9 protein-coding genes and 2 rRNA genes are annotated in these 23796 nt (G+C 69.1%); 7 read left to right on the top strand and 4 right to left on the bottom strand.

The window, feature by feature from the left end; all coding sequences use genetic code 11:
• Nucleotides 1-106 precede the first annotated feature (106 nt).
• Nucleotides 107-1834, bottom strand: coding sequence for a sporulation protein (locus tag OG520_RS18900; RefSeq protein WP_406013938.1), 1728 nt, complete (start codon nt 1832-1834; stop codon nt 107-109).
• 1185 nt (nt 1835-3019) lie between these two features.
• Here OG520_RS18900 and OG520_RS18895 point away from each other — a divergent pair.
• Together OG520_RS18895 and OG520_RS18890 are read left to right on the top strand one after the other, a co-directional pair.
• Nucleotides 3020-5131, top strand: coding sequence for an asparagine synthase-related protein (locus tag OG520_RS18895; RefSeq protein ID WP_406013937.1), 2112 nt, complete (start codon nt 3020-3022; stop codon nt 5129-5131).
• A 115-nt stretch (nt 5132-5246) separates the two neighbouring features.
• Nucleotides 5247-8894, top strand: coding sequence for an ATP-binding protein (locus tag OG520_RS18890; protein WP_406013936.1), 3648 nt, complete (start codon nt 5247-5249; stop codon nt 8892-8894).
• Here OG520_RS18890 and OG520_RS18885 read toward each other — a convergent pair.
• Together OG520_RS18885 and OG520_RS18880 are read right to left on the bottom strand one after the other, a co-directional pair.
• Entirely contained in the window at nt 8881-10926 is a 2046-nt protein-coding gene (locus tag OG520_RS18885) for a sigma-70 family RNA polymerase sigma factor (RefSeq protein ID WP_406013935.1), read from the bottom strand. The two genes, OG520_RS18890 and OG520_RS18885, sit on opposite strands and share 14 nt — an antisense overlap.
• Nucleotides 10927-11376: 450 nt before the next feature.
• Complete coding sequence (locus tag OG520_RS18880; protein WP_406013934.1) at nt 11377-12300, bottom strand: TetR/AcrR family transcriptional regulator; 924 nt, start codon at nt 12298-12300, stop codon at nt 11377-11379.
• Between the two features lie 340 nt (nt 12301-12640).
• On the opposite strand from OG520_RS18880, the gene OG520_RS18875 reads away from it, so the two are divergent.
• On the top strand, nt 12641-14122 hold the full coding sequence (locus OG520_RS18875) for an NAD(P)/FAD-dependent oxidoreductase (RefSeq protein ID WP_406013933.1): 1482 nt from the start codon (nt 12641-12643) through the stop codon (nt 14120-14122).
• 187 nt (nt 14123-14309) lie between these two features.
• A complete protein-coding gene (locus tag OG520_RS18870; protein ID WP_399336251.1) occupies nt 14310-16106 on the top strand; it encodes a SpoIIE family protein phosphatase in 1797 nt (598 codons plus the stop codon).
• A 29-nt stretch (nt 16107-16135) separates the two neighbouring features.
• On the opposite strand, the gene OG520_RS18865 is transcribed toward OG520_RS18870, so the two are convergent.
• Nucleotides 16136-17440, bottom strand: coding sequence for an MFS transporter (locus OG520_RS18865; protein WP_406013932.1), 1305 nt, complete (start codon nt 17438-17440; stop codon nt 16136-16138).
• 155 nt (nt 17441-17595) lie between these two features.
• Here OG520_RS18865 and OG520_RS18860 point away from each other — a divergent pair, with 155 nt between their 5' ends.
• From OG520_RS18860 to OG520_RS18850, 3 genes are all read left to right on the top strand, one after another.
• The gene (locus OG520_RS18860; protein ID WP_072488604.1) at nt 17596-18153 is read left to right on the top strand and encodes a MarR family winged helix-turn-helix transcriptional regulator; all 558 of its coding nucleotides are present in this window, start codon (nt 17596-17598) and stop codon (nt 18151-18153) included.
• A 679-nt stretch (nt 18154-18832) separates the two neighbouring features.
• A 16S ribosomal RNA gene (locus OG520_RS18855) occupies nt 18833-20358 on the top strand.
• A gap of 296 nt (nt 20359-20654) precedes the next feature.
• Nucleotides 20655-23779 (top strand): 23S ribosomal RNA (locus OG520_RS18850).
• The 16S and 23S rRNA genes sit together here, the layout of an rRNA operon.
• The last annotated feature ends 17 nt before the right edge of the window (nt 23780-23796 follow it).

Raw genomic sequence — 23796 nt, 5'->3', positions numbered from 1 at the left:
CTCCCACCCCGATAGTGCACTGACCCACTGACAACGCACTCAAACCAGCGGGGCCCAGCGTGGCGCCGAATCTTTACGGCCCGGCTCGTGGCACGTCGGATTCCGTTTACGCGGGCGCCACCAGGAGTGGCCTGGCCCGCTCACGCAGCTCGGCGACGCGCGGCTCGTGCCCGTACGGTTCGAGCCGGTGCAGCAGATCCCGTACGTACTCCGTGGTCCGCGCCGAGGAGATGCGGCCCGCCACCTCCACCGCCCGGGTGCCCGCGGCGCAGGCGGCGTCCAGATTGCCCGACTCCAGCTCGGCCACCGCCGACACCACGAGCCGCAGCCCGTGCGAGCGGACGAACTCCTCGGTGGGCCTGGACAGCGCCTGCTCGGTGAAGCGCCGCACCTGCCGGGGCGCCTTCAGATCGAGGTGGCACTCCGCGGCATCGGCCGCGAACCTGTCGTACGAGTAGAAGCCCAGCCAGGACGGGTCCGCGTCGCCGTCCCTGGAGCGCTCCAGCCAGCCCTCGGCGGCCTTCAGCGCGGATCCCGCGGCGGACGCGTCGTTCGCCTTGGCATGGGCACGGGCCTCCACCAGGCGGAAGAAGCTCATGGTGCGGGCCGTGGCGAGGCCGCGGTTGCGTTCGACGGCGGCCTGCGCGAGGTCGACCCCCTCGTCGGCGAAGCCGCGGTAGGTCGCCTGGAGCGACATCGACGCGAGGACATAGCCGCCGAGGGGTACGTCGGCCGCGCCGCGCGCGAGCCTCAGCGCCTGGATGTAGTAGCGCTGCGCGGCCTCCTGCTGGCCGGTGTCGAAGGCCATCCACCCGGCGAGCCTGGTCAGCTCGGCCGCCGCGCCGAAGAGCGCCCGGCCCACCTCGTCGCTGTACGAACCGAGCAGCAGCGGTGCGGCGTCCACTCGTAAGCACTCGGGAACCATGGAGGAGCGCCAGTCCCCGCCGCCGTACTTGGAGTCCCAGCGGCGGGCGTCCTGGGCAGCCTCCCGCAGCTTGGAGACGTCGCTGTGGCCGACCCGCAGCGGGGAGATGTCGCTGATGACGGTGGTGGTGGCCGTGGTGGCCGTGGTGGTGGCGGCTGGGGCCGCGGGCGTGGATTCCGGGCGCGGCTGGGCGGGGATGGAGAGGGTCTGTCGCGTGCCCAGCGCTCCCAGCGTGCCCAGCGCCGTCTGGGCCGCCTGTGCGTTCAACGCGGCCTGGGTGCCAGGTCGCGGCTGCACCCCGGATGCCGACTGTGCGACCGGTACCGGCTCCGTGCCCTTCGCCGCCCTGCCCGGCGGGCCCTGCGCCCCTGCACCGCCCCGTGCGCCCCGTGCGCCCTGGGTGTCGAGGGCGGTTGCCCCGATCGCCGTCGCTTCTCGTGCCACCGTCGCGTCGGCGGGGCATATCAGCCAGCGGGACGCGGGCGTCGCGTACGCACTCACCGAGAACGAGCCCGCGAGCGACTGCCAGATACCGCCGCCGCCCGCCCCCCGCCCGGCCAGATCCAGCCGGTACAGCTCGGTCGCCGAACGGACCGCCTCGCCCACGTCGCGCGGGAAGGCCAGCCCGACCTCCGGCGCCGGATCGGCGTCCGCGAGCCCGATCTCGTGCAGCGGGACCGGCCGGCCGAGCTTGGCGCCGATCGCCGCGGCGATGAGATGGGGCGCGGCGCCCTGCGGCACCATGCCCTTGGCGACCCACCGGGCCACCGAGGTCTTGTCGTACCGAAGTGTCAGACCGCGCTGCGCCCCGAGGTCATTGACCCGCCGGGCGAGCCCGGCGTTGCTGATTCCCGCGAGGGCGAGAACGGTTCCGAGCTTCTCGTTCGGTCCGCGTTGCTCCCTGGACATGCGCCACCCCTCGACACACAGACGGCCGCCGCGTCACCGTTGCGGCGCGCGGCATTCGTACCGTGTCCTCCCCAGCGACGAACCCCGGCACTCCGGCCGCACACGCATATGGCCGAGCCCCGAGGAATATGCCCCCTGCAGAGAACCTCAGTAAACCCAGCGTAGTTCGCCGCATCCCTACCGTTAAGGGGCAGACGTCCGTATGGCGGGATTGTTGTCCGTACGGACGGGGGCGGTGGTCCGGGTGGGAGTCGGGAGCGGTCCGGGCGGGGGCGGGGCGCGGTTCGGGTGCGGGCCGGCCGCTGCGTGAACCGGGCCCGTGACCCCGCTCGACGGCGCACGGGAACGGCACTTGGAGGCGTCGTTCGGCCGTGGTGCCGGCGCCGCGCACCGAGCTCCGTACGTGCTCCTGGTGTGTGGCCGTGCGCCTGGCCGTGCGCTCTCGTCGGGCAGTTTCGGAAGCGTTTCCATGGGTGCTGCGTGGGTCGGCCCACTGCATAGGACTCAGTGGGCTGGGGGACACTGCCGCCTCATTCCCCGCAGGCGGCGGACCGGTCCGGGAGGTGAACGACGCCTCCCGGACTGTGCATCGGCGGTTCCGGTGGAGATCTTTCGCGGCTGCCGGAGGGTTTCAGGAGGCATTCGGGAAGATTCGGGGAGTGAAGTGGGGCGAAAGGGTGCTTCTGGTGCGGCGAGTTCCCCTTCGAGGGGTTCCGAACTGCTCTGAGAATGGCCGAATGTCGCCGGTCGTCCGAGGTTGGGCCGCCCGTTTCGCGGACATCTCGTCGACCGCCCGGCAGTCGCCCGCCGTTGGCTCGCGGGCGGCTCGTGGGCGGTTCGAGGATGGCTGGATCTCGTCTGGTGGATCTGGTTCACACGGAGAATCCAACGCGCCTTTCACATAAGGCAGTTGACGGACGACGCGCTTGGCGCGGGCCATGCGTGACGTCATGCCGCCGGAAGCGCCGCTCGCGGCCCGCCCGGTGTGCGCCTGCCCGCACCAGGCTCGGCCTCCTGTCCGGCCGGGCCTTTGCCAGGGGCGCATGCCCTTCCGACGTGCGCCCTACGGAGCCCCTCCTGTGCGCCGTTGTCGTGGCAGCATGTTCGCAACGGCGCCGCGCGTTACCGGGGTTCTCCTGATGCAGCCCTGCTGCGCCGTTTTGTCCACAGCCTGTGGAGGCGGCGATGCGTTGGTTGGTGGGGTGGAGCAGTATCGCCGCGAGCTTCGGCACGGCCGGTGCGGTCGGCCCCGGTGACGAGGGGCGCACGATGCACCCCGTCGGCTCCCAACTCCTGTGGGGCGACCCGGATCCGCTCTGGGCCGTGGGCGACTGGCGGCCCGACGAGATCCGGATCACCACGGTCGAGACCGGCGAGGGCGCGCCCACCGCCCGGATGGCCGTCCTCGGCTGCTGCAGCGCCACCGACGAACAACTGCGCTCCGGCCTCCTCGCCGCCCGCGGCGGAGCCCTGCGCCACCTCACCTCCTGGCCCGGCAGCTACACGACCGTCGTCCAGATCGGCCGCCGGATCACCGTCATCGGAGACCTCGCCGGTGCCCGCCCCGTCTTCTACACGCCCTGGGCGGGCGGCACGGCGTACGCCACCGCCGCACTCCCCCTCGCCGACCTCATCGAGGCCCAGCTGGACATCGGCCACCTGGCCGCTCTGCTCGCCTGCCCCGAGACACCGGAGGCGCTGCGCGACGGCACTCCGTACGCCGGCGTGAAGCGCATCCCGCCGGGCCACGCGCTCATCCTCCGCGAGGGCTCGCGCGAGATCACCGGTTACGAGGCGGTGGCCTCCCTCGCCGTGGCCGCCCCCCAGCTCGACCCGGTCAGCGCCGTCGACGGCGTACGCGACGCGCTGGTCGAAGCCGTACGCGCCAGACTCCTGGCCCCGCGCCACGCGCCCGAGACCCTGCCGCCCGACCCCGGCCCGGTCCCCGGCATGGGCCCCGCCGAACGGCGCGCCGCCCGTGGCGCACCCGTCCCCGGCATCGGCGCCGACCTGTCCGGAGGCAGCGCCTCCGCCACCCTCGCCCTGCTCGCCGCCGGACTCCCGGGCCTGCCCGGCACCCTCCTCGGCCACGGCGCGGGAGCGGGGGAGCGGCTGCTCGCCGTCACCCTCAACGACCTCACCGCGCGCGGACACGAGGACGAACTCGAACGCGCCCGCGTCATCGCCGCCAACCCGCGCCTGCACCATGTGGTCGTCGCCGCCGGGGAGGAGGCCCTGCCCTACGCCGACCTGGGCGGCGGCCCGCTCACCGATGAACCCGCCCCGTCGCTCGTCGTCGCCGAGCGCCACCGCAGGCGCCTCGCTTCGGGCAGCGCCGACCACTTCGTCGGCGGCGGCGCCCGGCAGGTCCTCGACGCCCACCCGGCCCGCCTCGCCGACCTGCTGATGGACCGCCGCCGACGCCATCTGCTGCGCCCGGTCGCGGCGCTCGCCAAGGCGGAGGGCCCGAGCGCGCACTCCCTGTTCGTCCCGCTGACCGTCTACCGCGCGGCCCGCCGCCTGTCCCGTACGTCGTACCGCACCGGCCTGGAAGTGGCGGCCGACCGGCTGCCGGACGCCAACCGGCACGCCCCCGACCTCCATACCCCCGCCGATGCGTCGCTGGCCGCCCTCGCCTGGTCGCGGCCCGGACCCGCCGCGCGCTGGCTCACGGGGGAGGCGCTGGCCGAAGTCTCGGTCCGGCTCCAGGAGGCGGCCATCCGCCCCGTCTCCGTCCAGCGTCCCGGTGAGGCCCGCGCCAGGGCGGCCCTGGCCCGGTACGCCGCCGACCACCGGATCCTGGAGCAGGCCGCCGAGAACCGCAGCCAGCGGCTGCACGCCCCGTACCTCGACAACCAGGTCGTACGCGCTGCCCGCGCGCTCCCCGAATCGCTCCGGGTCCAGCCGGGCGCCCGCGCCGCGATCCTGCGCCGGGTGCTCGCCGGCGCGGGTATCCACGAGCTGCCGCCGGGCTGGGGCACGCCCTCCCTCGCCACAACGAACGCGACCGCCCGCACCGGTCTGCGCGCCGCCCTCCCGGAGCTGATCGCCCTTTTCGACGCCCCACTGCTCGCCGACGCGGGCCTGGTCGAGGCCCGTGTCGTACGGAAGGCCCTGCGCGCGGCCTCCGAGGGAGAACCGCTCCCGCTGGAGGGCCTCGCGCACCTGGCGTCCACGGAGCTCTGGCTCCGCCGGCTCGTGTCGCGACGCGGCACCTGCTGGACGGGCACGGCGGCGCCCCGCCAGCGCGCGGTCGCGGGCGGAGTCGTTCCGGCCAGGCGGACACTGCAGCCGTAGGAAGCCGAAGCCGAAGCCGAAGCCGAAGCCGCAGACGTGGGCGGGGGCATCGGGCACCGGGTGTCGGTGCGGGTGGCCGCCTGTCCTCGGCCGGGGCGCGGGACACAATGGCCCGGTGCGGTATCTGATCCTGGGCGTCACCGAGGCGCGAGACGAGAACGGCAGTGCCCTGCCCGTGGGCGGTACGCGGCTGCGCGCTCTCCTCGCCGCCCTCGCGCTGCGTGCGGGACGCCCCGTCCCCGTCGCCGATCTGGTCGATGACGTATGGGCCGCGGATCCCCCGCAGGACGCACCCGCCGCGCTCCAGGCACTGGTGGGCCGGCTGCGCCGGGTGCTGGGCAGGGACGCGATCACTAGTAGCCACGGGGGCTACCGCCTGGCGGCCGGGCCCGACGAGGTCGACCTGTACGTGTTCGAGCGGCTCTCCCGCCAGGGGGCCGAGGAGCTCGACGCGGGCGATCCCGTGAGGGCCGCGCGCACGCTCCGTACCGCGCTCGCCCTGTGGCGCGGCCCCGTACTGGCCGATCTGCCGGACCGGGACCACGGCCACGCCCTGCGCCCCGAGGGCCACCGCCTGGCCGCGCTGGAACGCCGTATCGAGGCCGACCTGCGGTGCGCGGCGACGGGCGCGGGTGGCGGTGCGGGGCCCGACGCGCGACCGCGGACCCTCGTGCCCGAGCTCATGGAACTGACGGCCGCCCACCCGTACGACGAGCGCTTCCGGGCCCAACTGATCCGGGCCCTGCGCGCCGAGGGCCGCCAGGCCGATGCGCTGGCCGCCTACGAGGAGGCCCGCCGCGCCCTCGCCGACGATCTCGGGACCGACCCGGGGCCGGAACTTATCGCGCTCCACCGGGAGTTGCTCGCCCCGCCGCAGGTGTCGTCCGCAGCGGTGGCGGGGGTGGCAGGGGTGGCGGCGCGCCCGCAGCGTCCGCCCGAACCGTCCGGCCCCGCTGTCGTGTACGGCAACCTCCGGCCGCGGCTCACCTCTTTCGTCGGGCGCGAGCCCGAACTGTGGTCCATCCGCGCCGATCTCAGCCGTTTCCGACTGGTCACCCTCACCGGTCCCGGTGGCTCCGGCAAGACCCGGCTCGCCGAGGAGGCCGCCGCCGGTATGGCCTCCGCGGCCTCCACCGCCTCCACCGCCTCCTCCGCGGCCTCCTCTGCCTCCTCTGCCTCCACCGCCTCCGCGGCAGACACGGACGCCTGGATCGCCGAACTCGCCTCCGTGGACGACTCCGTCGACGTACCCGGAGCCGTGCTCTCCGCTCTCGGGCTGCGCGAGACGGCCCTCCTCCGTGACAACAACCGCGACGGACAACCGCTGCGCACCGACCCGACCGACCTCTTGGTCGAGCACCTGGCGCACTGCTCCCGCATCCGCCCCTTCCTGCTCATCCTGGACAACTGCGAGCACGTCATAGAGGCGGCCGCCACCCTCGCCGAGACCCTGCTCACCCACTGTCCGCAGCTGCGCATCCTCGCCACCAGCCGCGAACCCCTCGGTGTCCCCGGCGAATCCGTGCGCCCGGTCGGCCCCCTCCCGGCCGACCCCGCCCACCGGCTGTTCGCCGAGCGCGCCCGTGCCGTACGCCCCGATTTCGACCCCGAGCAGGAGGCCGCGCACGATGCGGATGCCGTCGCCGAGATCTGCCGTCGGCTCGACGGGCAGCCGCTCGCCATCGAGCTCGCCGCCGCGCGGCTGCGGATGCTCAGTCCGCGTCAGATCGCGGACCGGCTCGACGACCGCTTTCTTCTGCTGACCGGCGGAAGCCGGACCGTACTGCCGCGTCAGCAGACGCTTCGTGCCGTCGTCGACTGGTCCTGGGACCTCCTCGACGAGGACGAACGCACGGCGCTGCGACAGGTCTCCGTCTTCGCGGGCGGCTGGGATCTGCCGGCCGCGGAAGCCGTCATCACACCCGGAGCAGCACCGGTCGGAGCAGCAGCTGTCCGGGCAGCGCCTGCCGGAGGAGCGCCCACCGGAGGAGCGCCCACCGGAGCAGCGCCTGCCGGGCCGGCCGCCGCCGGCAGTGCCCGCGCCGCCGAAGCCTCCGCCCGCCTCTCCACCGCCGACCTGATCGGCGCGCTCGTCGACAAGTCCCTCGTCGTCGCCGCTCCGACCGCCACCGGCGAGATGCGCTACCGCCTCCTGGAGACCATCCACGAGTACGCCACCGAGCGTGCCGCCGAGGTCCCGGAGATACGGGCCGCCGCCGCGAGCGCGCACACCGCGTACTTCGTCGCGCTCGTCGAGGAGGCCGAGCCCCGCCTCCGCTCCGGCGACCAGCTGCCCTGGATCGAACGCCTGGAGACGGAACTCGACAACATCCGGGCCGCCCTCCACCGGACCACCGTCACCAGCCCGTCCGAAGCGGAAGCCGTACGACTGGTTCTCGGCATGGGGTGGTTCTGGTGGCTGCGCAACTTCCGCTCCGAGGGTTTCACCTGGACCGAGCGGGCCGTGGCGCTCGGGCCGGAACCGGCCGACGACAGCGCCCCCCGCTACTGGCCGCGCATGCATCTGGAGATGCTGCGCCACTTCCTCGCCGTGGAGAGCCGACCTGCCGCGGACGTCCACGGTGACGAGCGCCATCGGGAGCTGATGTGCCGGGTGGGCGACGCGTTCAGGTCCTCGGGCCCGCAGTCCGCCCGTTTCCCGGGACTGCTCTGGCCGATGGTCCTGTTCCCGACCGGCACGGCGGCCGACACCCACGCGTTGATCGACCAGGTGGTCGACAACACCCGTGTCCATGGCGGCGTCTGGGAGTACTGCCTCGCCCTGATGTTCCGTACCCACATGGCGGTCGACATGCCGGGCGGCATGTCCGGGGTCGACGACGATCTCGCGGAACTGCGTGAGCTGAGCCGCCGCGTCGGCGACCGCTGGATCCGCGCGCAGGTCGCGGGCGCTGCCGCGGAGGCGGGCGTGATGCGCGGACGGTTCCCGCAGGCCCGAGTGGCGTACGAGGAGGCGTTGCTGCTGTCCCGCGAGGTCGGGGCGCATGCCGAGGCGCCGTTCCTCCTCGCCCGCATCGCCGAACTCGCCTACCGGACCGGGGACATGGCGGAGTACGAGCGGACCCTGACCGAGTCGGAGCGCGAGGCGGACCGCTACCAGGTGCATGACGCCCGCGCCTACGGCCAATTCCTGCGCGCCACAGCGGCCCTGGAGCGGGGGGAGATCGCGCAGGCGCGGCGTCTGGTCACCGAGGCGGCGTACGCGGTCGGGCGGGGCAGCCCGCCGTCGCACTTCAAGGTGCTGATCGAGGGGCTGGCCGCCCGGATCACGGTGCACGAGCCGGGACCGGGCCGTGGTCCGGTCGCCGGGGTACGAGGCCTGACCTCGGCACTCCGCGCCGCGAGGGACGCCCAGTGTGCCGAGCTCGTCACCGGGCACCTGGCGGACTGCGTGGCGACCGCGCTGCCGAAGGTGGGCCACCACGGAGCCGCTGTACGGATCCTGGCCGCGGCGGACGACTGGCGGTTGTTCGGCCCCAGGACCGAGGTGCAACAGGCCGAGGTGGACGAGGCCGAGCGGCAGGCGCGTGAGGAGCTGGGACCTCAGCTGTACGAGTCCGAGCGCGCCGCGGGACGCGCGCTGACCGTCGACGGCGTCATCGAACTTCTGACCCGCATCACCGAGGAGCTCCCGGAAACGCCGGGATGCATGGATGCCCCGGGGTTCGCGGACGCTCCGCGGCGCCCGGAATTGCCGGGTTTCACCTCCGGCCTCACCCCGGACCGGCTCACCGGCAACTGATCCTCGAATTCGCCCAGTCGGCGAGTGCCATGAAGCCACCGGGCCGGGCGGACTCGACGACGAGCCGGATCCGCTCCTGACCGGCGATACCGACGCCCACGGGCACGGCCGGGTCGTCGCCGTTCATCACCGGGGACTGCCACAGCCGCGCCCCGTCACCGTTGAAGACGGAGAAGCGCACCGAGCCGAGCCCCATCGTCATGTCGTCGATCCCGACCATCGCCTCGTACCGCGTGCACTGCTTGTTCAGCTGGATGACGACCGAGGAATTGCTGTGGACGGTCACCCCGTGCGCGTACGTCGTGCCGCTGATCGACACCTGGGAACGCTGCCAGACCCAATTGCTCTCACCGAAGACCACCTCCGGTTCGGTGTGGTCGCCCAGGATCGAGTAGCGCAGCTCGTTGACCTGGTAGACGGTCGGCGCGGGAGGCGTCGGAGTCGGCGTCGGAGTGGGCGTCGGGGTCAGGGTCGGGGTCGGCTTGGGCTCCGGCGCGGGTGGCGTCGGCTGGGGTGGCGTCGGTTCGGGAGCGGGTTTCGGGGGCGGTGTCGGGGTGGGGGTCGGGGTGGGTGTCGGCCTGGGCCTGGGCTTGGGCGGCGGTGTGGGCGCCGGGGGCGCCGGGGGCGCCGGGGGCGCGGGCGGCGCCGGCGGGGCGGGCTTCGACGCGGGCGGTTTCGACGCGGGCGGCTTCGGCTCGGGCGGCGGTGTCGGCGCCGGAGGCGCCACGACAGCCTGCTTCGCCACATGTTTGGCCTCGGGCTTCGGCTGGTCGTCGCCGACCAGCGCCCAGACCAGTCCGGCCGCCGCGGCCACGACGGCCGCCGCCGCGATACCGGCCTTCGCCGGTGCACCGAGCCCCTTCGAGGCCGCGGCACCACCGGACGCACCCCCGGTGGAACTCCCCCCGGACGCCGCCGCGGCGGCACCCGCTCCCGCGGCTCCCGCCGCGCCACCGGCGACGATTCCGGCAGCCTTGAGCGCGTACCCGGCGGCGAACCAGCCGATGACCGCGACCGGCAGCAGCGCGGGAATCCCGGCGTTGACATGGGCCAGTTCGCCCGCGGCGAGCCGGCACTTCGAGCACTCCTCCAGGTGTCCGCGCAGGCCGCGCTCGGCCCGCATACGGAGCCCGCCACGGGCATACGCGCCGAGCCGGTCGGCGTAGCGCGCGCAGTCGCCGCCCGCGGTCAGGGCCTGGCTCACATGCGCCTGCAGGTAGGCCTGCTTGAGGCCCTCACGAGCCCGGCTGGCCAGCACCGCCGTGGCATTGGCGGTCAGTCCGAAGAGCGGGGCGATCTCGCTGGGCGACTCCTCCTCGACGGTGGTGTGCCACAGCACGGCCTGCCAGCGCTCCGGCAGACTGCGGAACGCCTGCATGGCCATCGACTGCTCGGCCTCGTGCATCGCCAGCACATCGGCACCGAGGTCGAGCGTGTCCGCGTCCGACACCTGGGAGGACTGGGAGGCCTGCGCGGCGAACACCGCGAAGTCGTCGACCAGATGCTCCCGCTTCGCGGTCTTGGTCCAGGCGGCGCCGACATGGCGGACGGCCGTCATCAGGTAGGCCCGTACGGCCTCCTCGGGCCCCTTGCCGCGGCGTACCGCCTGCAGCGTGCGGGCGAAGACCTCGGCCGTCAGGTCGTCGGCCGTGTGGGCGTCCCGGCAGCAGCTCCGCGCGTAGCGTCGCACCGCGTCGGAGTGCCGTCGGAAGAGCTCCTCGTACGCGAGGTCGTCGCCGTCCCGCATCTGCCGGATCAGATCGGCGTCGGAGACAACGGTGCCGGAGGCATCGGTGGCGCCGGCGCTTCGGCCCTCCCGCTGCATCGGCACCGCTGCGTCGGCCCCGGGACCCGGATCGACCGGTGCCGACCACGGACCCGGGAGGACGGTGCCGCCCTCGGCGTCACCGCTCGACCGCCCCGGCCCGGCCTGACTCGGTACCTGCCGGGCTGACAGCCCACCGGCCTCCGTGACACCGCCCGCGGCGGAGACGTCGTCGAACGACTCTTCCTGCTGCCCGTCACCGCTCATCGCGGTAGCCCCCGTATGCGCTGTCGGACCCGAACATCGGGCAAGAGTGCCACATGGCGCAATCACGACGGACCCTGAGCCCCCGTAACCACTCATCCGGGGCGTTTTTCCGAATGTGAGTACTAACAGACATCCATTCGGGGAAGGCTGCACAATCTCTTCATGCGCGAGCGAGTTGCAGCCGCAGTGCGCGATCCGGGAGCGGCAGGCGCGCGGCCAGCGGGGGTTGCGGGTTTCGGCAGTGGGAGAGGCGGCCGTGGACGCCGGACGCGAAGGTCGGACGGGCGGCGACAGGCGATGACGGGCCGTCGGCCGAGACCCCATCAAAACGGGCCACATCCACCGACGTCACGCGAAGGAACTCAACCGCTCAACAACACGCTCCGGCGTCGGCACGCCGGGCGCAGCGGCGGCACCCGCCACTGCGCCCGCGCACCCGGCACATTCCGCTCAGGCGACCGGCCGGGAGCGCAGCCCCTCCAGCAGGATGTCCAGGAGCCGGCTCGAAGCGGCGGCCTGCTGAGCCGCGTCAGGCAGCGAAGGCGCCGCCGTCGCTATCACCAGCAGTACATCCGCGACCGTCACGTCACGGCGCAGTTCACCGGCTGCCCGTGCCCGGTCGACCAGGCGGCCGACCACCTCCAGCAGCTCGCCGGCTCCCGTGTCGTCGTCCTCGATGCCGGTCTCCGCGGCGGAACGCTCGTCGGCCGGCCGGAGGTCGGCCTGGCCGGCGCCCTGGCGCTGCTGAGGCACCCGGGCCTCGTCCCGGCCACTGCCCGACACCGATGCCGACGCCGAGCCCGACAGGGTCACCGACTCCCCGGCCACCGTCGAGTCGACGCCGTCGGAATCGACGTCGACGCCGACCCGCAGGACCTGGGGCGGCAGCAGCCGCCCCGCGCCCGAGGCCACGGACGTCCGCAGGAAGCGCGACAGCGCCGACCACGGCTCGTCCTCCTGGCCGAGCGCGGTCCGGGCCTGGTCCGTCAGCCGGGAGGTCTCTTCCTCGGCTATCCGGCGGACCAGCACGTCCTTGCTCGGGAACCGGCGGTACACCGTGCCGACTCCGACTCTGGCGCGACGCGCCACATCCTCCATCGGAGCCCCGTATCCCAGCTCGCCGAACACCTCGCGCGCGGCTCGCAGGACATGTTCCAGATTGCGCTGTGCATCCACGCGAAGCGGAGCCGTGCGGCCATTCGTCCCGGTCGACGCGGTCGTCGCCCCGTTCGCCCCGTTCGCCCCGACCGTGGCGACCGAACTCGTCGACGCCACCGCCCCGACCGTTCCCACCGCCCCGTTTCGTCCCGTTCCGTCGGACGAATGGGACGGAACCGCAGCAGCAGTCTGCCAATGAGAATCCTGAATGTGCATAACTGTTCCCCCGGTTATGACGTCTCCCCCCGGAGACTTCCCGCCGTTTGAGCCGGAGAGTGGATCATCGTCCCAACCCGACACCCCGACGACATACGAACATAGTTGAGCCCGGCTCAATTCAGAAGGGGGTAGTTCCGCACGGAGCGCCCCCCGATCGGAGCAAGGACCGGTTGGTCACTGATTCGGCCCCCGCCCAGGGCCCCCACTCCAACCCCTGACCTGCGCGGCTTGCGTATCGCCGTCGCGGCCCGCGGCAACCGCCCGTACAAAACCTCCGGTCACACAATTTGTCGAGGCTGTGGACAAACCCTTGAGCACGTTGCGTCATGGGGTGGTGATGGCTTCAGATTCCGGGGGAACACCCCCCGGCCCCCCGCCGGGTGTGCGCATTCTTGTCATCGGTGGCGGCTACGTCGGGATGTACACAGCGCTGCGTCTCCAGCGGAAGCTGAAGCAGAGACTCAGGAGCGGTGAGGCCGAGATCGTGGTCGTCACTCCTGAGCCCTATATGACGTATCAGCCGTTCCTGCCCGAAGCGGCGGCCGGTTCGATCTCACCGCGCCATGTCGTCGTGCCGCTCCGCCGCGTCCTCGCGCACTGCAGGATCGTGATCGGCGAGGCGCAGAGCGTCGACCACGCCAAGCGCACGGCGACCGTCACCACCCTCGCCACGGGGGAGGACGGCACCGGCGCGGTCGAGATCCCGTACGACGAACTCGTCCTCGCCCCCGGCTCCGTCTCGCGCACCCTCCCGGTCCCCGGCCTCGCCGACCACGGCGTCGGCTTCAAGACCGTCGAGGAGGCCATCGGCCTGCGCAACCACGTCATCGAGCAGATGGACATCGCCTCCGCCACCCGCGACCTCGCCATCCGCGACGCCGCGCTCACCTTCGTCGTCGTCGGCGGCGGATACGCGGGCGTCGAGGCCCTCGCCGAGCTGGAGGACATGGCCCGCTACACCTCGCGGTACTACCACAACATCAAGGCCGAGGACCTGAAATGGATCCTCGTCGAGGCGTCCGGCCGCATCCTCCCCGAGGTCGGCGAGGCGATGGGCACCTACGCGATCCGTGAGCTGCGCGGCCGCAACATCGACGTACGCCTCGACACCCGGCTGGAGTCCTGCGAGGACCGGATCGCCGTCCTGAGCGACGGTTCCAGGTTCCCGACCCGCACCCTCGTGTGGACCGCGGGCGTCAGACCCGCACCGATCCTCGCCGCGACCGATCTGCCGCTCGACGAACGCGGCAGGCTCAGGTGCACGGCGCAACTCGCCGTCGTGGGCGTCGAGCACGCCTGGGCCGCCGGGGACGCCGCGGCCGTACCCGACCTGACCGCCGCGGAAGCGGGCAAGGAGACCGCGCCCAACGCCCAGCACGCGGTGCGCCAGGCCAAGGTCCTCGCCGGGAACATCCTCGCGTCGATCGCCGGAGAGCCCCTGGAGGAGTACCGGCACAGCTATGCGGGCTCCGTCGCCTCGCTCGGCCTCCACAAGGGCGTCGCCCATGTGTACGGCCGCAAGCTCAAGGGCTTTCCGGCCTGGCTGATGCACCGTACGTACCACCTCAGCCGTGTCCCCACGTTCAACCGGAAGGCCCGCGTCCTTGCCGAATGGACCCTTGCCGGACTCTTCAAACGCGAGATCGTCTCCCTCGGTTCGCTGGAACACCCGCGCGCCGAATTCGAGCTCGCCGCGGGCGGCAGACGCCCCGGGCCGAACGGCCCGCCGCACGACAGGGACACCCCGCCGGGCCCCGGCAACTCGCCGGGACCGGACCTTCCCCCCGGGCCCGACGGCCCACCGCGGAACGGCGGCTGACGCACCGTCGACCCGCCGGAGCGTCCGCCAGGGGGCGGACCGTACCGACAACTGTCCGTACGGTCCGCCACACTGGACGTGTGACCATAGGTGGGCCCACATCTGCACAGAGTGACCCGGCCGGCAGTGACCGACAGTGAGCAGCCCGCAAGAGCGGACCAGACCGACACACGAGGCCAGAAATTCCGTGAACTTCACGCGCTGGAGCGCCCGCCTACCCGGAACGCAGCGCCGCGCCGCCGCACGGGACGACCGCAGTTCCGTGCCCTCGGCCCGCGCCGAGTACGCACAGCCCGAGACCGGGCCCCGCCCGCCGGAGGGCGACACACGCAGCGGCACGCACGGCGGGACGGGGCACGATCCGCGGGACGACTCGCGCGGCGAGGCTCCCCGGCCGGGCGGCCCCGCGCTGGAGGACCTCTCGGCCCGGGACATCCTCGGCCAGCTGCCCGCCCTGGTGGCCCTGGTGTACGGCCCCGACCACCGGATCGCGTACGTCAACGACGCCTACGCCGCCGCCTTCGGGCCCCGCCCGGCCGGCGCCACCGCCGCCGAGGCCATGCCGGAGCTCGACGAGCTGAGCCTGCTGCCCCTCATGGACCAGGTCCTGCGCAGCGGCACCCCTCGCACGGTCAAGTCCCGCAAGGCCCGCAGCGGTAATTCGTACACCGTGACCTGCACCCCGGTGCACCGCGACAGGGACGACGAAGCCGACGGCGACAACGGCGCCCCCGGAAAGCAGAGCAGGACCAGCAAGGGCAACAAGAGCAACAGGGGCAGAGGAAGAGGGGGCGAAGGCGGCGTACTCGTGTACGCGGCCGATGTCACCGACCACGCCGAAGCGGCCGAACGGCTCCGCGCCAGCGAGCGCCGCCACCGCGAAACGGCCGTCACCCTCCAGCGCTCCCTGCTCCCGCAGGAGCTGGAGCAGCCCGACGACCTCCGGATCGCCGCCACCTACCAGCCCGGCGGCACGGACGCCGCGGTCGGCGGCGACTGGTACGACGTCATCACCCTCGGCGCGGGCCGCACCGCCCTGGTCATCGGGGACGTGATGGGACGCGGGGTGCGGGCCGCCGCCGTCATGGGCCAGCTCCGCACGGCCGTACGCGCCTACGCCCGCCTCGACCTCCCGCCGCACGAGGTCCTCCAGCTCCTGGACGGTCTCGCCGCCGAGATCGACGCCAGCCAGATCGCCACCTGCGCCTACGCGGTCCACGATCCCAACGAGGGCAGGCTCGTCTACTCCTCCGCCGGCCACCTGCCGATCCTGGTGTGCGACGAGGACGGTACGGTCCACCGCGCCGAGGACCCGACCGGACCGCCGCTCGGTACCGGCGGCTGGATCCACACCTCGGGCACGATCCCGCTGCCACCCGGTTCCACCGCCGTCCTCTACACGGACGGCCTGGTGGAGCGCCGGAGCGAGGACATCGACGAGGGCGTCGCCGCGCTGGAACGGGCCCTGTCCGGTGCCAAGGGTTCACCCCAGGTGGTCTGCGACCGGCTGATCCGCTCCCTCGGCGTCACCGCGGAACACGACGACGACGTTGCCGTGCTGGTGGTCCAGCACCCCGCCCGCTCGGGGGCGGACGCGGAGCTGTTCCACAACGCCTCGCTCGACCTCCTCGGCGGCATCGAGGCGGCCCCGCGCGCCCGCGCCTTCGCGACCGGGGTCCTGACCTCGTGGCGATTCCCGGTCGAGCTCTGCGACCTGGGCGTCCTGGCCGCCGGCGAACTCGTCGCGAACTCGCTCAAGCACGGCACCCCGCCGATGCGCCTGGGCCTGCGGCGCACCGACCGGCGGCTGATCATCGAGGTGACCGACGGCGACGACCACCTGCCGCGCCGCCGCCGGGCCGAGCCGGCGGACGAAGCGGGCCGCGGCATCTCCATCGTCGCGACGATCGCCTCGTCCTGGGGCAGCCGCCGCACACCGGGCGGCGGCAAAGCGGTCTGGTGCGAATTCGCCCTGCCGCAGTGAGGGCCCCGTCGCGGACAGGGCCCGGCCGCTCAGCGGGCGGCGGCAGCCGTGGCGGCGGAGCGGGGCTCCGCCTCCGGCAGTGACACGGCCACCACCCGGGAAGGCACCGTCTCCAGCGAGGGCTGATCCTGTACGGGAGTGAGCTGCCGGCCGAGCCGCAGCGCCAGCGCCGTGATGCCCAGCGAGAACAGCACGAACGTCACGATGTACGGCCCGTGCAGCGTCGCCCCCATCGGCCCGCCCACGGCCGGACCGACCGCCAGCGCGAGCTGCTTGCACAGGGCGAACGCGGAGTTGTACTGCCCGACCATCGACTCCGGCGCCAGATCGGCCACCAGCGGGGCCACGGTCGGCGACAGCATCGACTCACCGAGTCCGAACAGCGCGTACGTGGAGATCATCGCGGCGGTCGCCATGGTCTGGCTGCCGTGTCCGAGCCCGGCGTACCCCGCCACGATCCAGGCGAACGCCCAGATCAGACCGACCGAGGCAATGACCCGGCTGCGCCTGCGGCGCTCGACGAACCGCAGCACGACGAACTGCGCCACGACGATGACGGCGGTGTTGGCGGCCAGCGCGATCCCGAGCGTCGAAGGCTGCATCCCGGCGGCCTCGGTGCCGTACGCCGCGAGCCCGGACTCGAACTGTCCGTAGCAGGCGAAGAACAACACGAAGCCCAGCACGCACAGCTGCACCATGGCCCGGTGCGAGAGCAGCACCCGCAGCCCGCCCGGCGCCTTGGACCCGTCGGTGGGCCCGGCGTCCGAGAGGGACGGCGTACGGGACAGCCGCACCGTGGAGGCGATGACACCGAGCACGACGAACATCGCGGCCTCGATGAGGAACAGCAGGGTGAAGGTCTCCGGCCGGTTCGTGTCGACGATCTGGCCGCCGACGAGCCCGCCGATGCCGAGCCCGAGGTTCTGCAGGAAGAACTGCATGGCGAAGGCGCGGGTACGGGTGGCGGTGCTGGAGCACCACACGAGCATGGTGGCGAGCGCCGGCTGCATGACCGCCGTACCCGCGCCGAGGACCGCGGCCGACAGCACGGAGGCGGTCACGCCCGACGACAGACCGAGGGCGACAGCGCCCAGGGAAGCCACGGCCGAGGCGATGACGAGCACGGGCAGCGGCCCGCGGCGGTCGATGGCCCGACCGGTGAACGGCAGAACGGCCAGCGCCGCCATGGCGAAGACCGCCAGTACGACTCCCGCGGTGCCAGCACCCAGATCCCGTACCTGTGCCACATAGACGTACAGATACGGAACGGTGAACCCCAGCCCGAACGCGCTCAGCGCGCTCCCCAGCTGGATCCGCCGAAGTGCTGCACCCATCTCCCTGGTCACACTCACCTACCTCAAGGTCTCGAAGCGACATGCCGAGCCATCCGAACGACTCGGACCCGAAGACTTTAGCACTAAAGTTAGAACCTCAACAATACAAACCGAAGGACTTCGAAGGCTTTGGAGGGCGTGCCATACTGCCCGCCATGCCTGACACCACCGAGCAGCCCGGACCGCAGGAGCCGAGCCTCGACGAGCAGATCGCCGCCTACCAGCGCGAGTTCCGCGACCTGGACCCCCAGGTCGAGCAGGTCGTCTCGGCCCTGGGCCGGCTGAACCGCCGGATGAACGTGGCGTACGGACGCCAGCTCGCCGCCCTCGGCATCAGCAACGCCGAGTGGGAGGTCCTCAAGACCCTGGTCCTGGCCGGCTCCCCGTACCGCCTGGGCCCGGGAGAGCTGGCCAAGCGCCTGGGTCTCACCCCGGCGGCGATGACCCACCGCATCGACCGCATGGCGGGCGAGGGCCTGGTCACCCGGGACCGGGACGAGAACAACCGGGTGCGCGTGATCGTCGAGCTGACCGACGAGGGCCGTACGAAGTGGCTGGAGGCCATGCGCATGGCCACCGACTTCGAGGAGGACCTGCTCCAGGACCTCACGGGCGACGAACGCGGGGGCCTCGGCGACATGCTGATCCGCCTTCTGCGCCGCGTGGAGCACGCCCAGCCGGACGCCGGCGGCCGCCTTACCGACCTGGACTGAACCCGTGTCCGACACGTGGGAAAAGGGCTTGACCTGGCGGGGTTGACACACTCCTCCCCGATCCGTAAGGTTCTTCGAGTTGTCACGGAGCCGGAACGGTTCTGCGACAGCCGATCCCGCCGCGAATGCGGCAACCAAAACTCAGCACGATCTCCCACTCGGGACAATTTCGGCATGCCGAAATTGATTTCGAAGACTCGATTATGAGTCGCCGGGAAAATCCGCTAGAGTTTGGACGTCGGAACGGCCCAACAGCCGGGAAGACAAACCCCGCTGACTGGGAATCAGGCCCGAAAGGATCTGATAGAGTCGGACTCGCTGGAAAGGGAAGCGCGAAAGCGAAGAACTGGAAAGCGAAACCCGCTTCGACCGGGAATCGGACACGAAAGAGTCTGATAGAGTCGGAAACGCAAGACCGAAGGGAAAAGCCCGGAGGAAAGCCCGAGAGGGTGAGTACAAAGGAAGCGTCCGTTCCTTGAGAACTCAACAGCGTGCCAAAAGTCAACGCCAGATATGTTGATACCCCGGCCTGCTTCGGCAGGTTGGAGGTTCCTTTGAAAGTCCCGCGGGGTCACTGACCCGGTGGGCAATTTACACAGCGAGGACGCTGTGAACGACCGGTCTTATTCCGTCCGGTCGTTCCGCTCTCGTGTTGTGTTGTCCCGATCACGGGAAAACATTCACGGAGAGTTTGATCCTGGCTCAGGACGAACGCTGGCGGCGTGCTTAACACATGCAAGTCGAACGATGAAGCCCTTCGGGGTGGATTAGTGGCGAACGGGTGAGTAACACGTGGGCAATCTGCCCTTCACTCTGGGACAAGCCCTGGAAACGGGGTCTAATACCGGATAACACTCTGTCCCGCATGGGACGGGGTTAAAAGCTCCGGCGGTGAAGGATGAGCCCGCGGCCTATCAGCTTGTTGGTGGGGTGATGGCCTACCAAGGCGACGACGGGTAGCCGGCCTGAGAGGGCGACCGGCCACACTGGGACTGAGACACGGCCCAGACTCCTACGGGAGGCAGCAGTGGGGAATATTGCACAATGGGCGAAAGCCTGATGCAGCGACGCCGCGTGAGGGATGACGGCCTTCGGGTTGTAAACCTCTTTCAGCAGGGAAGAAGCGAGAGTGACGGTACCTGCAGAAGAAGCGCCGGCTAACTACGTGCCAGCAGCCGCGGTAATACGTAGGGCGCAAGCGTTGTCCGGAATTATTGGGCGTAAAGAGCTCGTAGGCGGCTTGTTGCGTCGGTTGTGAAAGCCCGGGGCTTAACCCCGGGTCTGCAGTCGATACGGGCAGGCTAGAGTGTGGTAGGGGAGATCGGAATTCCTGGTGTAGCGGTGAAATGCGCAGATATCAGGAGGAACACCGGTGGCGAAGGCGGATCTCTGGGCCATTACTGACGCTGAGGAGCGAAAGCGTGGGGAGCGAACAGGATTAGATACCCTGGTAGTCCACGCCGTAAACGTTGGGAACTAGGTGTTGGCGACATTCCACGTCGTCGGTGCCGCAGCTAACGCATTAAGTTCCCCGCCTGGGGAGTACGGCCGCAAGGCTAAAACTCAAAGGAATTGACGGGGGCCCGCACAAGCAGCGGAGCATGTGGCTTAATTCGACGCAACGCGAAGAACCTTACCAAGGCTTGACATACACCGGAAAGCATCAGAGATGGTGCCCCCCTTGTGGTCGGTGTACAGGTGGTGCATGGCTGTCGTCAGCTCGTGTCGTGAGATGTTGGGTTAAGTCCCGCAACGAGCGCAACCCTTGTTCTGTGTTGCCAGCATGCCCTTCGGGGTGATGGGGACTCACAGGAGACTGCCGGGGTCAACTCGGAGGAAGGTGGGGACGACGTCAAGTCATCATGCCCCTTATGTCTTGGGCTGCACACGTGCTACAATGGCCGGTACAATGAGCTGCGATGCCGCGAGGCGGAGCGAATCTCAAAAAGCCGGTCTCAGTTCGGATTGGGGTCTGCAACTCGACCCCATGAAGTCGGAGTTGCTAGTAATCGCAGATCAGCATTGCTGCGGTGAATACGTTCCCGGGCCTTGTACACACCGCCCGTCACGTCACGAAAGTCGGTAACACCCGAAGCCGGTGGCCCAACCCCTTGTGGGAGGGAGCTGTCGAAGGTGGGACTGGCGATTGGGACGAAGTCGTAACAAGGTAGCCGTACCGGAAGGTGCGGCTGGATCACCTCCTTTCTAAGGAGCATCTAGATTCCGTAAGGAGTCCAGAGGCCATTACGTCGGCAAATGTTCGACGGTGGTTGCTCATGGGTGGAACGTTGACTATTCGGCACGACAGGTTGTTTTTCACTAGTACTGCTTCGGCGTGGAACGTGGGGGATGGCAGGTCGGGTCGGGCACGTTGTTGGGTATCTGAGGGTACGGCCGTATGGTCGCCTTCAGTTGCCGGCCCCAGTGAACTCGCCTGTGAGGGTGAGGTGATGGGTGGCTGGTCGTTGTTTGAGAACTGCACAGTGGACGCGAGCATCTGTGGCCAAGTTTTTAAGGGCGCACGGTGGATGCCTTGGCACCAGGAACCGATGAAGGACGTGGGAGGCCACGATAGGCCCCGGGGAGCTGTCAACCGAGCTTTGATCCGGGGGTGTCCGAATGGGGAAACCCGGCAGTCGTCATGGGCTGTCACCCGCTGCTGAACACATAGGCAGTGTGGAGGGAACGAGGGGAAGTGAAACATCTCAGTACCCTCAGGAAGAGAAAACAACCGTGATTCCGGGAGTAGTGGCGAGCGAAACCGGATGAGGCCAAACCGTATGTGTGTGATACCCGGCAGGGGTTGCGCATGCGGGGTTGTGGGATCTCTCTTTTGCGGTCTGCCGGCCGTGAGACGAGTCAGAAACCGTTGATGTAGGCGAAGGACATGCGAAAGGTCCGGCGTAGAGGGTAAGACCCCCGTAGCTGAAACATTGACGGCTCGTTTGAGAGACACCCAAGTAGCACGGGGCCCGAGAAATCCCGTGTGAATCTGGCGGGACCACCCGCTAAGCCTAAATATTCCCTGGTGACCGATAGCGGATAGTACCGTGAGGGAATGGTGAAAAGTACCGCGGGAGCGGAGTGAAATAGTACCTGAAACCGTGTGCCTACAAGCCGTGGGAGCGTCGCTGTGTGTGCTTGCACATGCAGTCGTGACTGCGTGCCTTTTGAAGAATGAGCCTGCGAGTTTGCGGTGTGTTGCGAGGTTAACCCGTGTGGGGAAGCCGTAGCGAAAGCGAGTCCGAATAGGGCGTTTCAGTAGCACGCTCAAGACCCGAAGCGGAGTGATCTAGCCATGGGCAGGTTGAAGCGGAGGTAAGACTTCGTGGAGGACCGAACCCACCAGGGTTGAAAACCTGGGGGATGACCTGTGGTTAGGGGTGAAAGGCCAATCAAACTCCGTGATAGCTGGTTCTCCCCGAAATGCATTTAGGTGCAGCGTCGTGTGTTTCTTGCCGGAGGTAGAGCACTGGATAGGCGATGGGCCCTACCGGGTTACTGACCTTAGCCAAACTCCGAATGCCGGTAAGTGAGAGCACGGCAGTGAGACTGTGGGGGATAAGCTCCATGGTCGAGAGGGAAACAGCCCAGAGCATCGACTAAGGCCCCTAAGCGTACGCTAAGTGGGAAAGGATGTGGAGTCGCAGAGACAACCAGGAGGTTGGCTTAGAAGCAGCCACCCTTGAAAGAGTGCGTAATAGCTCACTGGTCAAGTGATTCCGCGCCGACAATGTAGCGGGGCTCAAGCGTACCGCCGAAGTCGTGTCATTCACACATGAAGGGCCAACGCCTGTGTGGATGGGTAGGGGAGCGTCGTGTGCCGGGTGAAGCAGCCGCGGAAGCGAGTTGTGGACGGTTCACGAGTGAGAATGCAGGCATGAGTAGCGATACACACGTGAGAAACGTGTGCGCCGATTGACTAAGGGTTCCTGGGTCAAGCTGATCTGCCCAGGGTAAGTCGGGACCTAAGGCGAGGCCGACAGGCGTAGTCGATGGACAACCGGTTGATATTCCGGTACCCGCTTTGAAACGCCCAATACTGAATCAGGCGATGCTAAGTCCGTGAAGCCGGCCCGATCTCTTCGGAGTTGAGGGTAGTGGTGGAGCCGATGAACCAGACTTGTAGTAGGTAAGCGATGGGGTGACGCAGGAAGGTAGTCCAGCCCGGGCGGTGGTTGTCCCGGGGTAAGGGTGTAGGACGCACGGTAGGCAAATCCGTCGTGCATATAGTCTGAGACCTGATGCCGAGCCGATTGTGGTGAAGTGGATGATCCTATGCTGTCGAGAAAAGCCTCTAGCGAGTTTCATGGCGGCCCGTACCCTAAACCGACTCAGGTGGTCAGGTAGAGAATACCGAGGCGTTCGGGTGAACTATGGTTAAGGAACTCGGCAAAATGCCCCCGTAACTTCGGGAGAAGGGGGGCCATCACTGGTGAGTGGATTTACTCCATGAGCTGGGGGTGGCCGCAGAGACCAGCGAGAAGCGACTGTTTACTAAAAACACAGGTCCGTGCGAAGCCGTAAGGCGATGTATACGGACTGACGCCTGCCCGGTGCTGGAACGTTAAGGGGACCGGTTAGCTGACTTTCGGGTCGGCGAAGCTGAGAACTTAAGCGCCAGTAAACGGCGGTGGTAACTATAACCATCCTAAGGTAGCGAAATTCCTTGTCGGGTAAGTTCCGACCTGCACGAATGGCGTAACGACTTCTCGACTGTCTCAACCATAGGCCCGGTGAAATTGCACTACGAGTAAAGATGCTCGTTTCGCGCAGCAGGACGGAAAGACCCCGGGACCTTTACTACAGTTTGATATTGGTGTTCGGTTCGGCTTGTGTAGGATAGGTGGGAGACTTTGAAGCGGCCACGCCAGTGGTTGTGGAGTCGTCGTTGAAATACCACTCTGGTCGTGCTGGATGTCTAACCTGGGTCCGTGATCCGGATCAGGGACAGTGTCTGATGGGTAGTTTAACTGGGGCGGTTGCCTCCTAAAGAGTAACGGAGGCGCCCAAAGGTTCCCTCAGCCTGGTTGGCAATCAGGTGTTGAGTGTAAGTGCACAAGGGAGCTTGACTGTGAGACCGACGGGTCGAGCAGGGACGAAAGTCGGGACTAGTGATCCGGCAGTGGCTTGTGGAAGCGCTGTCGCTCAACGGATAAAAGGTACCCCGGGGATAACAGGCTGATCTTCCCCAAGAGTCCATATCGACGGGATGGTTTGGCACCTCGATGTCGGCTCGTCGCATCCTGGGGCTGGAGTCGGTCCCAAGGGTTGGGCTGTTCGCCCATTAAAGCGGTACGCGAGCTGGGTTTAGAACGTCGTGAGACAGTTCGGTCCCTATCCGCTGTGCGCGTAGGAATATTGAGAAGGGCTGTCCCTAGTACGAGAGGACCGGGACGGACGAACCTCTGGTGTGCCAGTTGTTCTGCCAAGGGCATGGCTGGTTGGCTACGTTCGGAAAGGATAACCGCTGAAAGCATCTAAGCGGGAAGCCTGCTTCGAGATGAGTATTCCCACCCTCTTGAAGGGTTAAGGCTCCCAGTAGACGACTGGGTTGATAGGCCAGATGTGGAAGCCCGGTAACGGGTGGAGCTGACTGGTACTAATAGGCCGAGGGCTTGTCCTCAGTTGCTCGCGTCCACT

The sequence above is a fragment of the Streptomyces sp. NBC_00984 genome, assembly GCF_045162475.1.
GTDB lineage: Bacteria > Actinomycetota > Actinomycetes > Streptomycetales > Streptomycetaceae > Streptomyces.
Note: the sequence above shows the minus strand (reverse complement) of the source record. Positions and strands in the feature narration are given on the sequence as shown.

What these genes read in the sequence shown, in the direction of transcription:
- OG520_RS18900 (WP_406013938.1), bottom strand. Translation starts at nt 1,834, where the DNA reads ATGTCCAGGGAGCAACGCGGACCGAACGAGAAGCTCGGAACCGTTCTC.
- OG520_RS18895 (WP_406013937.1), top strand. Translation starts at nt 3,020, where the DNA reads ATGCGTTGGTTGGTGGGGTGGAGCAGTATCGCCGCGAGCTTCGGCACG.
- OG520_RS18885 (WP_406013935.1), bottom strand. Translation starts at nt 10,926, where the DNA reads ATGAGCGGTGACGGGCAGCAGGAAGAGTCGTTCGACGACGTCTCCGCC.
- OG520_RS18880 (WP_406013934.1), bottom strand. Translation starts at nt 12,300, where the DNA reads ATGCACATTCAGGATTCTCATTGGCAGACTGCTGCTGCGGTTCCGTCC.
- OG520_RS18875 (WP_406013933.1), top strand. Translation starts at nt 12,641, where the DNA reads ATGGCTTCAGATTCCGGGGGAACACCCCCCGGCCCCCCGCCGGGTGTG.
- OG520_RS18865 (WP_406013932.1), bottom strand. Translation starts at nt 17,440, where the DNA reads ATGGGTGCAGCACTTCGGCGGATCCAGCTGGGGAGCGCGCTGAGCGCG.
- OG520_RS18860 (WP_072488604.1), top strand. Translation starts at nt 17,596, where the DNA reads ATGCCTGACACCACCGAGCAGCCCGGACCGCAGGAGCCGAGCCTCGAC.